We start from the raw sequence: 13,496 nt of genomic DNA, 5'->3' as shown, positions 1-13,496 counted from the left end.
AACTGTCAAGAATATCTCCAATTTGTAACTAACTAACTTTTTTTTTATTTCCGAAATCGATAAAGTCATATTTATATCGTTAGCGTCCAATTTTGACGTGTACCCCAAGGAAAGCCGCCACAAGGCGGTTCCCTCATAAATAACGTCAAAAAAGATACTGATTTTTAATATTTGTTATTACTCCAGTCCGATTGTCAAGGGTAACAAATGTTCATAATCCCTACGTCCTTTAACAATTTCGCTGAAAAATCTCTTGAAATAATCAAGCACAGACACACCCTGCATCTTACAGGTTGAGATGATGGTATGATATACCGCTGAAACGTGTGCCATCCTGTCACTTCCGAAGAATAACGAGTTCTTTCGCTCACCGGCCAAGGGACGGATAAAACGTTCGGCAATGGAATTGTCGATGGAATAAGAGCCGTCATTCAAGTAGGCGAACAGCTGAGTCCAAAAAGTATTCATATAATTTATTGCCTTCTCCATCAACTCTCCGCGGGGCGGATGACCGTCACTGAGCAAGACGTCAAGCTTACTGCGTAACTTTATGATTACTTCTTTGGTCTTTAAGTTATTCCGGCAAAGCTTTATCTGCTCGGGGGACAACTGCCCTTCTTCATACTCGCGTTCCAGCTTGTAAAGCTCACCGATCAATTCCAATATGAATGCCGCATCCTTATCATTACCCTGATCCAACGCATACTTGAACTTCGCACGGGCATGGGCCATGCAACAAAGATGTTCTATATCGACCATATGATCATCCAAATACAGATAGACATTGTAGCCATCTGACTGAAGAGCTTTCACCTGGCTGTCACCCAAGATATGCTTCAAGGCATCACGTCCTCTGGAACCATCCTCGTAGCAATAGATAACCACTTTTGACAGTTTGTTGACCAGACACCAGATGTATTTCTTCTTATAGCAGCCTTTACGCTTTACCCGGCACCAGGTCTCATCACAGTTCACGATGGAATCCTTTTCCAAACAAGTATTCTTAAGATAAGCAATCAAACCGCAGAAATGGGTAGAGCCTTTCTCCAACCAATTGGTCAGACTCATACGGCTCAAACGCATTGATTCACCTGATAATCTGTACATTTCACGATAAAGAGGGGTATCCAGAACATATTTGTTGAAAGCAAGATAAGCCAGAAAAGAACCGGAAGCGTGCGTTCCAGGAACCACGTCAATGATTTCAGGCTGCCCACTGAAAGGGAAATAGCCTTCATGAATTTTCCCGTCCGAAGTCTTATAGCGGATAACCTCGTAATCATGCTCGACAAGCTTGCTTACCTGTTCATAGGCATATTTACGGAAACGTTTGATGATTTTTGAACCTGCCGGCAGTTGGCGGATATCACTATTATGACAAACCGTATTGTCAGCGCTCATAGTGCGATAAGAAAGTCCTTGACGATAAAGACGGGCTTCTTTTGATTTTGATTCAAAATCCTCTTCCTGCGCATGAGCCTCACCAGATTGTGGCAAGCAGGAGCCGAGGGATTGGGGAGTGCCGTCGAAATCATCCTTGTCACGTGTATGGTCCTCTTCGACCTCACGCTTCTTTTTACGGATTCCCTTTGGGCTCTTACCATCATAAAGGTTTTTATTACGGACTTTAAGACGCTCTTCCAAAACTGTTATTTTAGACAACAGATTACCAACCATCTGCTTATAAGCGTCCCGCTCTTTTTCAGCTGCCATCGCGGCTTTCTGCAAAGACAATAGTTCATCAACCTTGGACAACAGTTCATCTATGCGGGCCTCGTCCCGTTGGATGCGTTCAGCGTCACGCTCACGGGAAGCCATCAGCGCGATTATCATTTTTGATTTTTCGTCAGGGGTCATATCTGAATAGGGGTCTTCAAAAGGTTCAGGAGTCTCCTCCCGTTCCTTCAACTTCCGTGCGGAAGAAAGCAGTTTAATTCTTTCCAACTCATTCATATTCAGTACCTTTGCTGCTTCAAAGATACAAAAAAACGATGAAATAAAAGAATAATTTCGATACTTTTTTCTTGTTATTTATTTGATTATCAACTTTTTAATAACAGGAGATTCTAACAAGAGAATGACATCCTGCCAATGGATTGAATAAACACTTTCACCACCATTATAGGTTACCTGCATAAACTTGTAGCCGGGTCTGAAACGTTTCTCAAACATACTGTAAGACCGTCGGTCATAGCTGAACAAACGCACCAAACGTAAATCTTTAGACATCACGATAAATACATCACCATCCTCCGGTTCACGGTTCAACTGTTGATGGATGATGGATAGGACCTTATCATATTTACAGCGCATATCGTGGAAATCACGGACAAAGAAAAAGTGGTTTAGTCCTGTAATATTCAACATAAACCCTCCAGTTTCTCCACTAAGCTTTTCAAACCTGCGTAGCTTAAATTTTTCTGACTGATATGAACACCATTGCTCATACGGATATCCACCAAGATTCGAAGTTCGCTATGCGAAGAAAGCAGAGTATCCGCTTCCGGCTTTCGTTCCGGGATTGGGGAAGGACTTTCCTTCATTTCGGCCTCCGTTGAGGGAGCACCCAGAACCTGAACAGGAATTATCTTCTTGCGGGTATCCGTGTACCATTTGGCAAATAGGTTATAAGGCACTTTGTTAGACATACAAAATTTCTCAATAGAAACACCCGCAGGGATCCCTTCCAATTTATAGCGCAAAAATAGACGCTCAAAATCATTGTAACTATACATAAACTTGGATTTTGATTTAACGAAAGCAAAGATCTGGATTTTATATCGGTTATACTATACGGCATTTTTGGACGCTAACATCTTTATAGCCTTCAAATTCACAATAGCCGTTTCAAAGCTCAACTCTTCTATAGTATGTGCTACTATATCTTCTTTATTGATTCGTGAAAATTTGATATCCTCTATCAATTTAATCAAGATCTTCTCAAAATCCTCCTTATCTTTAAAAGCTTTCAAACATCCGGTTTCATAGAAAGCGGAATATCCTCTCGCCGATACCTTATGAGCTATCACAGGCAACCCATTGCGCAAACCATCCATCACACGCAGTTTCATGCCGCCTCCCAACCGGGTGGGACAAAGAAAAATATCACAATCACGAAGCACTGCATCCATATCCATGGGGTTAGCTATCAACTCTATATTGCTGAACTCCTTTAGACGTCCCACTAATTCAGCAGGGGGATTCTTACCGGCTATCACCACCTCCATCTCCTCAGGTACACAAGGATAGAGTTCATTCAAGAAGTAGTTGATGCCATCCAAGTTTTGCACATTACCTATTGTCCCACTGATTACCACTTTTAATTTTTGTTTATTGAAAGGCTTTAATACAGTCGTTTCTATTCGCTCCCCCTTCTTCAAAAAACATCCACCAATCACAGTTACAGTAGTAGATATCCCATAAAGCTGTCCAAACAACTCCCTATCCTCTTTGGTTAAAAATATATTATAATCACAAAGCAGATAAGCCTTCCTCTCGTTTTGTTTCACTACAGGAAGAAACAACATACGATTGAGTAGCGAAGGATGATTATCCCGATAATATTCAAACTCACAGTTATGGTTGAGCACCACCGTTTTTACGCCCTGTTTCTTACAGAGTTGCACCAAAGAGCCAGCTATACAGTTATGATCAAAAATACACAAATCATAATGGTTGGCCTTAAGCTGTTTCGTTGCAACTGATTGAAACCGGTGCATCTCTCCCGTAACAGGAGATAATAACTTACTAACCAGCTTTCGCTCATTCACTCCAATGAAGCGCACATTAGGTAGTTCTCCTATTTTACCATATACCAAATATTCAGCACACACCAATATCTCCATTTCACTACCTTTGAACACCTCATAAAAAGCTTCAAGATAGTTGCGGCAGGCGTAGCAACCACCACCAATCCCCCAAGGATCATGTTTTAAAATATATAAGATTCTCATAGAACAATAAAATAATAAACCTAAAGGTCTTGAATCATTTTTGCAATCCTTTGCTGTATCTTCATCTTGTAATACCCTAAGGTTTTCTTCTTCAAGTCAGTGACAGAATTAGAAGTGTTACCTTTGGCGTTGGGATTCCAGCTCTGTGCCACACGATGGATGCAAACCACATCCTTCATACTTGTATAACCCGGCTGGTCAAAATACTGGTAGGGATAGACATGGATACCATTCTCCAAGACCTGCTTATTGTTGTTGGCATTGCTGTTGTCAAAGCCATAGTTCTGCGCTAAACTCATTTGGAGGTCAGGGATAATCGTCATATCATAGCGTAGACGCTGCTCCAAACGCTCGTTGTGAGAACGGATGAAGTGACGATTCTTGTAATATTCCAAGCACTCGCCGATGAAAGCATGTTCTTTCTCCGCCCCAAAACAATGCGAAGTAAGCATTGTATACTCAAGCCCTGTCTTGTCATGATGCACATAATACTCTCTTCCGATAAACATACCGTCGTTGAGAAAAGGATCAAAACTCTTGAACATCTCCACATCTGTATCTAACCAAATGCCTCCGTAATGATAAACGGCATACAAACGTACAAAATCAGCAGCAAAAGCCCATTTTTTCACACTTACCGCTTCATTGGCAAACACGTTATTACACTTCGCCAATCGCTTGGCATCCCACAAAACGAACTCATAGTCAGGCAACACCTTTTTCCATGTATCCATGCAAGCCTTCAAATGATCTGGATATGGATCGCCACTAAACCAAGAGTAATGAATAGTCTTTGGTATCATAACTGCTTATTAGGAGTAAACATTTTCATCAACTAAAGGCTTATATTGAGCAGGATTACCAAACACCAAAGTATTGTTTGGCACATCTTTTCTAACAAAACTGTTGGCAGTAATCTTCACGTTATTTCCTATATGGATATTACCAGCAACAACAGCGCCTGCATAGATGCTTACATTATCCCCAATAGTAGGATTTCCATCTCGTCCCCATCCCACAGTAACATTCTGATAGAACTCGAAATTACGTCCTATGCTACGGGCACTCAACACCGATGAGAAACCATGAACAATTCTAAGTCCGCCCTCAATACGACAATGAATATCACAATTTTCCATTTTCCCGAGGAAAAAATTCAAAAAGAAAGCCCAATAAAAAGGTAACCTATAATAGAATACTGTCCGATATTCCTTACGAAACAACTGCCCTGCAAATTGTTTTATTCCGACTCCCCCTGTAAAGCGAAATAAATCCTCATCTATTTCCTTGATTCTGCGATGATAAAAACAATAACAAAGAATGTGGAACACACCAAAGAAGTAATATAATTTTCTTTTCATCGTCTCATGATTACATTTATTTTTGTAGCATCTCCATAAACACAAGGAGAGTCGTAAGGTCTGTCTGGGAAAGCGCCATACTCAAGCTTAATGTCCAAATTATATTCCTTGATGAAAGCTTCGACTCTCTCTGCCAGACTGATAGGATGTCCTGTACAGCAGTTGATGATACCTGTAACCTCCGACTGGACAACCGAAGATGCCAGTAAATCTGCCAATTTATCAACCTCTATAAAATCATATTTATTCTTGCCTGTAGTAAACGGAAATATTGTTTTCCCCTCTTCCGCAGCCTGCAGCAACTTACTGAATATCGAATTGTTACGCATATCGTCACCAAGGATATAATAACATCTCAACCATTGAAAGACAACGCTTTTCTGTTGCGCATACAGCATCATACTACGGCGAAGAGCATCCTTAGCAATACCATACATAGAAATAGGATTGCAAGGCGTATTTTCATCAATTACTCCTTCCCAATAACCTACCTCATGCATTGTTCCCATAACTGCCAGTTGCTTCAAGCCACCATCAACCAAAGCCGTAAGAAAGCGGTAGTGGGCTGAAAGATCGCCCATTTGAGTAGGCGCATTATGAACGAAACCATTACGCCAAGCCATGTGCAAGCAAACATCAGGAGAACCTAATTTCTCAAAAACATTTCCTTCCGGCAAATCAAAAAGATTCAAAATCTTACACGCAGCCCTAGAATCGACTTCATCTGTACAAACATCACAAGCTATCACCTCTACACCTTTATCTAAAAGAGACCTGACCACATGACGTCCTATATAGCCATTTGCACCAGTAACCAATACTTTCATGACGTTTCTATTTATAAAGTCCCTTATTCTTCATTTCCTCAATAGATGCTTCATAATTATCTTCTTGCACCTCTTGAACATTAACCCATTTTACAAACTGCTCAATACCGTCAGCAAAACTCCACTTCGGTTCAAAGCCTAAAATCTGACGAGCCAAGGTAATATCCGCAAAATTATGCCGAATATCGCCCAACCGATAATTACCAGATACAGTAATAGGCACTTGGATTCCATACTTATCACAAAGAGTCTGAGCAACAGTAAGAACATCTGTAGCAACTCCAGTGCCCACATTAAACACGTGTCCATCTGCCCCGGGCACTTCCATCCCCAAGATGGTAGCATCTACAACATCTTCGATATAGACAAAGTCTCTTGTTTCCTTGCCATCTTCGAAGATATTCAATCCATTGCCATTTTTGATACGCGTGGAGAAAATACTCAAGATTCCAGTATAAGGATTGGAAAGAGACTGACCTGGACCATAAACATTTTGGTATCTAAAGGATACGGACTCAACACCAATACTCTTGCAAACGAGATGTACCAACTGACCTTCCACCTGCTTAGTGATACCATATACAGATGATGGTTGGATAAAGCTGTCTTCCGTAGTTCCTGACAATTGAACCTCACCACCACATTTGGGGCATTTACACTCAAAGTCACCTTTACTCATGTCTTCGTCTTTTCTCTCACTGGGATAGACTTCGCCACATTTAGGACACACATACTTGCCTTCACCATAGATAGCTCTTGACTCAGCCACAACCACACGCTTCACATTATGAGGATTGTTGGCTAGAATATCAAGTAACAAAGCTGTACCACCGATATTTGTACCAACATATTTCTCTATCTCATACATAGACTGACCAGTGCCCGTCTCGGCAGCCAAATGGATAACATAATCTATGCCGTCAAGAGCTTTCATCCAGTCTTCCCTCTTATTTACATCACCCTTGATAAACTCAACTTTATCTCTGATACTGATATATAAAGGAGATGTATATTTCGGCTCAGAACCATGGATTTGCTCTGAAAGAGAATCTAATACGACAACCGAATAGCCTTGGGCTACCAACTTCAAGGCGATGTTGGAACCTATGAAACCAGCACCACCCGTAATTAAAACTTTTCCCATATATAATTATGATTTCTTTAGTTGTTTACGAACTATATTATTCATCCACTCCATATTTCCGAAAATAGAAACATAGATTTTTCTAATACAATATTTCACAAAATTCTTTGTAAGGAAATAAGGAGTGTGAGGTATCTTATGCCCCATATACCGCTCCAGATTATTTGTTATGCAAAGAAGATAAGGACCGTGCCAAGGCTGCTTTTTATCTACGAAAAAAGAATGATGTACTGAAACGTATGTCACATCCAAGTTGGCTATTTGATTAGAAACAACCTGATGCTCCACCAGAAAATCGGCCTTGCACAATACGGTGACTTCCGTATGAGGCTTACAGAAACAAGAGGCATGACAAATAGAACCATCCGTTGTCACCAGCTTCTTACAGTTCATCATCATCCAAAACTGTTGTGCCACCGTATGTTTCTCGGGAGCAATTACTGTATATCCATCCTTGGAAAATGCTTTTTCCACCACTTTCTCTCCCAGATCTTTCCATAAACTTCCGAATTTACCCTGTGTACGGGTCAGATAGATATTGTCATAAACAGGATAGTTTCCTGCAGCTTCAGCCTCTTTTGTAACATTTTCCCGAATGTTGTCCAACAATCTAAGATACTCCCTTGTATAATATCTATGCCATTTGTCAGGCGTATGATAATAACAATTTTCCGGAACATAGAGTTGTTCAAACCGAGTAGGCTCTGTTATCACTCTTATTTGGTTCAAGTCTATTCCCGCATATTGAAATATCAATTGAATATACTTGGGAATCTGCGTGCTACAAGAGATAAAAACCAGCTCAGCCCCTTCGCTTTGAAGTTTGCGACACTCATCCGTATTGACAAACCAAGCCTTGTTGAAATGGTCCGTAAAACAATGTCCCCAAATATAAATCCAAAGAGAACCCACAAAGATTGCCTTTTTCCCGTGTCTTAGCCCTGTGGTATCAAACTTATCCAAGGAAATCTTTTCCTTGAAGTCGGAAGCCAAGGTTATCCCATCAGCTGTGACAACCTCACCTCTTTGCCCTTCCTTAAATGGAAAGACATACGCATCTTTATAACATATTGCTTTGAGAGGCGTTTTCACCAAGCAATTCTGCCGGGTTTTCCAAATCACTTCGTCTCTGAACTTATCATTGACAAAGTCATAATTATACGTAGCCATTATCTAAAATGATTATTTTTCACCTAAGAAAATCAGTCTCGAATATTTGTTCTTTCTCAAAATCAAGATGATTGAAATACTTATAGCCATAAACAGCAAGGTAGCAGTCAGACAAATACCGTATTCATAAAACAACTCCCCCATATCAGAATCACCAAAGATATTTAAAGACTCTATCCTTGCCGCGAAACGATTAGATAATAATACTATTTCTCTATGAAAAACATAAATACCTAACGTCATAGTTCCTACCTTGGCAAAAGCTCGTACCAAACCAATATCGCCTAACCTGTCACAAATCAAACGAATCAATATAACACATAGTAAACTTGCAAATATTCCGATAAGTGTTCTTATCACAAAGAGATAAATTGATGGTATATCAAAATGAAAAGGATGCATATACATATTATAATCAACAATATCATAGCGCCAGCACAAAATAGCGCATACAAAGTAACCATACTATTTTCCGCCACGACAATTTTATCGGCTGTCTTTCAGCCGATAAAATAAAAATGCCCGTAAGAAAATATTTTTGTTTTAACATTCCGGTTTATAGAAACATGGCAGAAGCGCCTTCTTGTCGCAGTCCTTACCATAAAGAATACATTCAAACAAGTGTTTCAGGTAGTCCTGAGGGGCTATGTCATTTAACTTACAACTCTCTATCAAAGAGAAGATGAATGCTGAGTTTTCTGCCGCATCCTCACTGCCTATGTTCATACAGTTCTTGAGCAGCAGCTTTACAGGTTTCATCCTTTGCTCACAGAGGTTGTTCGAGATTTCCGCTGAACCGTCCTTGAGGATATTTCTCAAGGATTTCCACTGGTGTATCGTATAGTTCACGGCCTTTCTCATCAGTTCGTTAGCCATAATCTTCGCATCCTGCATCATAATGACCACCTTATGATGGATACGTTCAAGAATCGGTCCTGTAAGCTTAAGCCTTCTTTCCTTAATCTGCTCACCGCTGAGTTTCATCATACGGAACAGGTCTTCATTTCTGAACATCTCACCAATAGGATCTATTATGTCCATCGCTGTTCTGTCTGAAGGCAGGGCATCAACCCACAACCTTCTACAGTGCGTCCAGCATCCTATATGAAGCACCTTTGAGTCTTCACCATCGTACATCCTGTAAACCGTATATCCGTCAGTGGATATGGTTCCCATAAAATATTCCAGGAATGACTTTGCCGCATCGGATGACCTGCTGCCGTTATTATAGTGATAATAGACCATCTTAATATGCTTGGCAAAGAAAGCCCATAAGTACTTTCTCCTGTAAGCCTTCCCTTCCTTTGTCTCCACTCCTACGAGTTCGGTGGTCTCATCAACCATAAGGTATTTAGCTCTCTGTACAAACTCCTTGAATACATCTTCTATGAACTCCTTTAGCTTGGCGATTCCGTTATGTATATAGCTGTTCAGCGTGGTATTGCTTATGTGGATGCCCTCTCTTGCAAGCAGTCTTATCTCTCTGTTTTCTGGCATGCTGAAGTCATATTTTAGGCAGAGCAGGCGGGCAAGCAGTTCAGGAGAGAAGATACCTCCAAGATTTTTCAGCGGATGCTCCATGGTGCTTGTGAAAGTGCCGTCTGTAAGCTTTACCCTTGCCACCTTGTAAACATGCTCCACGTTATGAGCCCTTACATGTTCTATGACCCTGTATTCCCAAACATCAGGCATACCGTTACGGTTCATAAACCTTGCACCATCCGGGAGTTGGTAATAGTCTTCTATTTCATGAACAACTACCTTATCCACCTTCAGCCTGCTCTTTTCTGCACGTGGGGCGGTTTCCTTTCTTCTTGAAGGTTTGCTGTTCTGTTCAGGCACGTTATCGGAAGAGGTATTGCCACTGGTTTCGTTACCATGTCGAGTAGACCAAGGGAATTTCACCCTCAGCCTCTCTCGGAACCGTACGTGAAAGTCTCCCTTCATACGGCTCTTCGCATTCAAATCATTTCTTTTGACGTGCATAGGGTACATATCCTACTTGCCAATGATAAAACAGATTGGGTTCTTTCTGAGCTATATAGGCTAACCAATAATGAGCAGATATGACACCTCGACGACGAAGTCTTTTATATTTCGTCTTTGCCCAATAAGCAATAGAGCGATTCAGATGGCACATAACTTTCCAAAATTCTGTTTTACCAAATTTCTCATAATAGTTTATCCATCCTCTTACGACATCATTAATATATGCTGCCACAAATCGTAGACTTCGATTATGGAGACGTTTGAGATTCCATGATTTTATTGTTTCATGTATTCTGCTTACCGATTTCTTGCTTATAGCAGGCAAATAACTTGTGAATAAGACGTTGTTGCGTTTATCTTTTGCTGCTCTTGATCTAAAAGTAAAGCCTAAATAATCAAAAGAAGTACAATGATAGTGCTTTGATGAACGACTGCTCATTTTACAGAATACTATTTTTGTCTTTTCCTCATTAAATTTCAATTTACATTCAGTAAAGCGTTCTCCAAGCCTTTCCTTTATGTATTCAGCTTGAGCCAATGTACTGCAATGACAAACACAATCATCAGCATATCTCTCAAAAGGTATGTGTGGATATTTATAAGACATCCATTTATCAAAGGTATAGTGTAGGAACAGGTTTGCTAAAATTGGACCTATGACTGAACCCTGCGGTACTCCCATGTCCCTCTTTACAATTTCTCCATCACTTCTCTGATAAGGGACAGTCAACCAACGTTTTATATAGAGAAGTATCCATTTTATATTGATATGCTTCTCCACCGCTTTCATTAATAAGCCATGGTCGATTGTATCAAAGAATTTGGATATATCTATATCTAAAACCCATGCATACTTCCAACACCGTCTTTCTGCCTTGGCTATGGCATCATGAGCAGAGCGATGCGGACGATAACCAAATGAATCTTCATGAAAACAGGGTTCGATGAGAGGCTCAATTACATTAACAACAGCCATTTGTGCAATACGGTCTTCAATAGTGGGAATCCCTAAAGGTCTTTTACCACCATTTGATTTCGGTATTTCTACAAGTTTTACTGCTTTAGGCATATAACTGCCGGAGCTCATGCGATTCCATAGACGATAAAGGTTGGAACCTAGGTTTTGCTCATAAGTGGTCATCTCTATACCATCAATGCCTGAACTACCTCTATTAAACTTTACTTTCTTAAAGGATTCAAAGATTATTCTTTTGTCTATTTGAAATGGTTTTGCTTCTTGCATTGTGTCCTCCTTAGTTTATCAAGTTGCACAATACAGTCCGCTGAATACGTTTCCCCCTTCGCTCCCTTCTCATTACAAGAACTTCAACACTACTACGGAGAAATCCGCCACAAATTGAGACTTTGATACTTTCTGCCTTACGTGTCATGCGTCTTTGGCATTTTCTCTTGACATTCTCAATCTGCTTCTCACGTTCCATCAAAGAGCCTATATAATGGTCTTGCCGCCTACACACCGTACACCAAAGGGACAGTAAACAGGTAACCTCCCTTCTTATCATAGAGCGTAGCAGAAGCCCTATTTCTGATGTAATCTGATAACAATAACGATGCTTCATCAACGGTTCATTTACATTCAACTCCATTATACATACCTTACCATATCTTCTGACTTATTACACACAACGTTCACCACTTTTTGATTGCTCAAAACGCAGCTTGTGATGGTTTGCAACCTGTTCCTGTAAACCGATTGCGAGGGACCTACCCTCATCTCTTTGATAGTTGCAGACAAAATTTCCATGATACCAGCCAATAGCATCATGTTATAATGCCCTCGTGACACACCGGCCTTATTATTATCATCATCCTTCTTGTCATAACCGTCATACTCGGACTTCTCCATTGCAGACTTGTCAAGGTTACGGTTGTTCAGCAGCCTTCTTTGCTCGGAGGTACGGCCGAAACGGTGTTTCCTGCTGTCATCAAGCTGTAGCTTGAGATTGGAAATCTCGTTTGCCAGCATTCTGTTCACCTCGTCTTTTGCCCCAAGCTGCTTTCTCATAAGTTCCATTTCCTTTCGATAGTTCTCGACTGTTGCGGATAACTCATTGATTGTCTCCATCAGAGCCTTGGAGTTCTCCTTGTTGGATTCTTCAATTGCTTTAAGCCTCGCAATCAGTTCGTTTACCTGTTTGCGAAGCCCTGCCTTTTCCTCATTCGCCAGACCCAGCTGACAGCAAAGTAACTCGTATGCTCTTTCATCAATCATGATATAAAGGTACGAAAAATCAGGCAGTTACGCAAACTTTTTATCGTTTATTTTTATACTATTCTATTGATAATCAACATGTTAATATTAACCTTTCGGACTAACGTACATCTTGTCAACTACAATGCTTTCCGTAAGATAAGCCATGTCCGACCATTGTATCCGGTAGCATCTGGAGACTTCATCAAATACAGGTTTCTTGAATTTGCCCATAACAGGACGTTTTTCGTAAAGCACATAAAAACCGCGTTCGTAATGAAGTATCTTCACAACCTTTCGGTTCCGGGACATGAACATATATACATTGGACGCATCGCTCGGGTCAAGGGACATTTCTTCCCTTATACTCTCACACAGACGGAAAATGCCTTTCCGCAAATCAACATTACCGTTAAACAGGTAATAGTTCAGGTTAGCACTCAGACCAAGCATATCATCCTATCATTTTATTAAGCAACAGGCTCAAATCAAGAACGGTGGTGTTTCTCAGGAACAGTGTTGCGCCAGACACCAACTGTAACTTAATCCATTTTATTGGTGGTTCACCTTCAGGCTGTTTCACTTCCAACTTCACAGTTGGACTATTGCATGGTTTCCCGGTTATCTGGACTTTGGCAACCTTGGGCTGCTCAACCTGGACTGTCTTGCCTAACTTCTCACTCCACAGTTGGTGACGCTGCCAGTTCATGAACTTGTCGTAATTTACCCCATAATCAGCACAGAACTCCCGAAGATCCTTGGTCTCGCTGCATAACTGGTAGAGGTCATATACCTCCTGATAGTTTACTTTTTCTTTTGCCATAATCATTTTTGTTAAAG

16 protein-coding genes are annotated in these 13,496 nt (G+C 40.7%); all 16 read right to left on the bottom strand.

Annotated features, from left to right (window positions below; genetic code table 11):
- Window positions 1-177 precede the first annotated feature (177 nt).
- Window positions 178-1,953, bottom strand: a complete 1,776-nt coding sequence (tnpC, locus tag CJF29_RS09190; protein ID WP_413544539.1) for an IS66 family transposase — start codon at window positions 1,951-1,953, stop codon at window positions 178-180.
- Between the two features lie 78 nt (window positions 1,954-2,031).
- Complete coding sequence (gene tnpB / locus CJF29_RS09185; RefSeq protein ID WP_008998566.1) at window positions 2,032-2,367, bottom strand: IS66 family insertion sequence element accessory protein TnpB; 336 nt, start codon at window positions 2,365-2,367, stop codon at window positions 2,032-2,034.
- Window positions 2,361-2,735, bottom strand: coding sequence for a hypothetical protein (locus CJF29_RS09180; RefSeq protein WP_009041306.1), 375 nt, complete (start codon window positions 2,733-2,735; stop codon window positions 2,361-2,363). The genes tnpB (CJF29_RS09185) and CJF29_RS09180 overlap by 7 nt, the downstream gene beginning before the upstream one ends.
- Window positions 2,736-2,789: 54 nt before the next feature.
- Window positions 2,790-3,953 (bottom strand): glycosyltransferase, encoded by a 1,164-nt coding sequence (locus tag CJF29_RS09175; RefSeq protein WP_099147630.1) that lies wholly within the window; start codon window positions 3,951-3,953, stop codon window positions 2,790-2,792.
- A 20-nt stretch (window positions 3,954-3,973) separates the two neighbouring features.
- Entirely contained in the window at window positions 3,974-4,756 is a 783-nt protein-coding gene (locus CJF29_RS09170; RefSeq protein WP_099147631.1) for a glycosyltransferase family 32 protein, read from the bottom strand.
- 9 nt (window positions 4,757-4,765) lie between these two features.
- A complete protein-coding gene (locus tag CJF29_RS09165) occupies window positions 4,766-5,314 on the bottom strand; it encodes a serine acetyltransferase (RefSeq protein ID WP_218014243.1) in 549 nt (182 codons plus the stop codon).
- Complete coding sequence (locus tag CJF29_RS09160; protein ID WP_099147632.1) at window positions 5,311-6,141, bottom strand: NAD-dependent epimerase/dehydratase family protein; 831 nt, start codon at window positions 6,139-6,141, stop codon at window positions 5,311-5,313. The genes CJF29_RS09165 and CJF29_RS09160 overlap by 4 nt, the downstream gene beginning before the upstream one ends.
- Before the next feature lie 7 nt (window positions 6,142-6,148).
- On the bottom strand, window positions 6,149-7,285 hold the full coding sequence (locus CJF29_RS09155; RefSeq protein WP_099147633.1) for an SDR family NAD(P)-dependent oxidoreductase: 1,137 nt from the start codon (window positions 7,283-7,285) through the stop codon (window positions 6,149-6,151).
- Window positions 7,286-7,291: 6 nt separating this feature from the next.
- A complete protein-coding gene (locus CJF29_RS09150) occupies window positions 7,292-8,455 on the bottom strand; it encodes a glycosyltransferase family 61 protein (RefSeq protein WP_099147634.1) in 1,164 nt (387 codons plus the stop codon).
- Window positions 8,456-8,467: 12 nt separating this feature from the next.
- Window positions 8,468-8,815 (bottom strand): hypothetical protein, encoded by a 348-nt coding sequence (locus tag CJF29_RS09145; RefSeq protein WP_413544538.1) that lies wholly within the window; start codon window positions 8,813-8,815, stop codon window positions 8,468-8,470.
- A 183-nt stretch (window positions 8,816-8,998) separates the two neighbouring features.
- Entirely contained in the window at window positions 8,999-10,441 is a 1,443-nt protein-coding gene (gene tnpC, locus CJF29_RS09140) for an IS66 family transposase (RefSeq protein ID WP_413544492.1), read from the bottom strand.
- A complete protein-coding gene (gene ltrA / locus CJF29_RS09135) occupies window positions 10,422-11,687 on the bottom strand; it encodes a group II intron reverse transcriptase/maturase (protein ID WP_099147667.1) in 1,266 nt (421 codons plus the stop codon). The genes tnpC (CJF29_RS09140) and ltrA overlap by 20 nt, the downstream gene beginning before the upstream one ends.
- A 10-nt stretch (window positions 11,688-11,697) precedes the next feature.
- Window positions 11,698-12,051, bottom strand: coding sequence for a hypothetical protein (locus tag CJF29_RS09130; protein WP_141561043.1), 354 nt, complete (start codon window positions 12,049-12,051; stop codon window positions 11,698-11,700).
- Window positions 12,051-12,677, bottom strand: coding sequence for a hypothetical protein (locus tag CJF29_RS09125; protein ID WP_413544493.1), 627 nt, complete (start codon window positions 12,675-12,677; stop codon window positions 12,051-12,053). Before CJF29_RS09125 ends, CJF29_RS09130 begins: the two co-directional genes overlap by 1 nt.
- A gap of 87 nt (window positions 12,678-12,764) precedes the next feature.
- A complete protein-coding gene (tnpB, locus tag CJF29_RS09120) occupies window positions 12,765-13,109 on the bottom strand; it encodes an IS66 family insertion sequence element accessory protein TnpB (RefSeq protein ID WP_004297053.1) in 345 nt (114 codons plus the stop codon).
- Between the two features lies 1 nt (window position 13,110).
- The gene (locus CJF29_RS09115; RefSeq protein WP_176817105.1) at window positions 13,111-13,479 is read right to left on the bottom strand and encodes a hypothetical protein; all 369 of its coding nucleotides are present in this window, start codon (window positions 13,477-13,479) and stop codon (window positions 13,111-13,113) included.
- Window positions 13,480-13,496 lie beyond the last annotated feature (17 nt).

Origin of the sequence: Bacteroides celer (assembly GCF_002632415.2) — a bacterium.
Lineage (GTDB): Bacteria > Bacteroidota > Bacteroidia > Bacteroidales > Bacteroidaceae > Bacteroides.
This window is presented reverse-complemented; position numbering and strand designations above follow the sequence as displayed.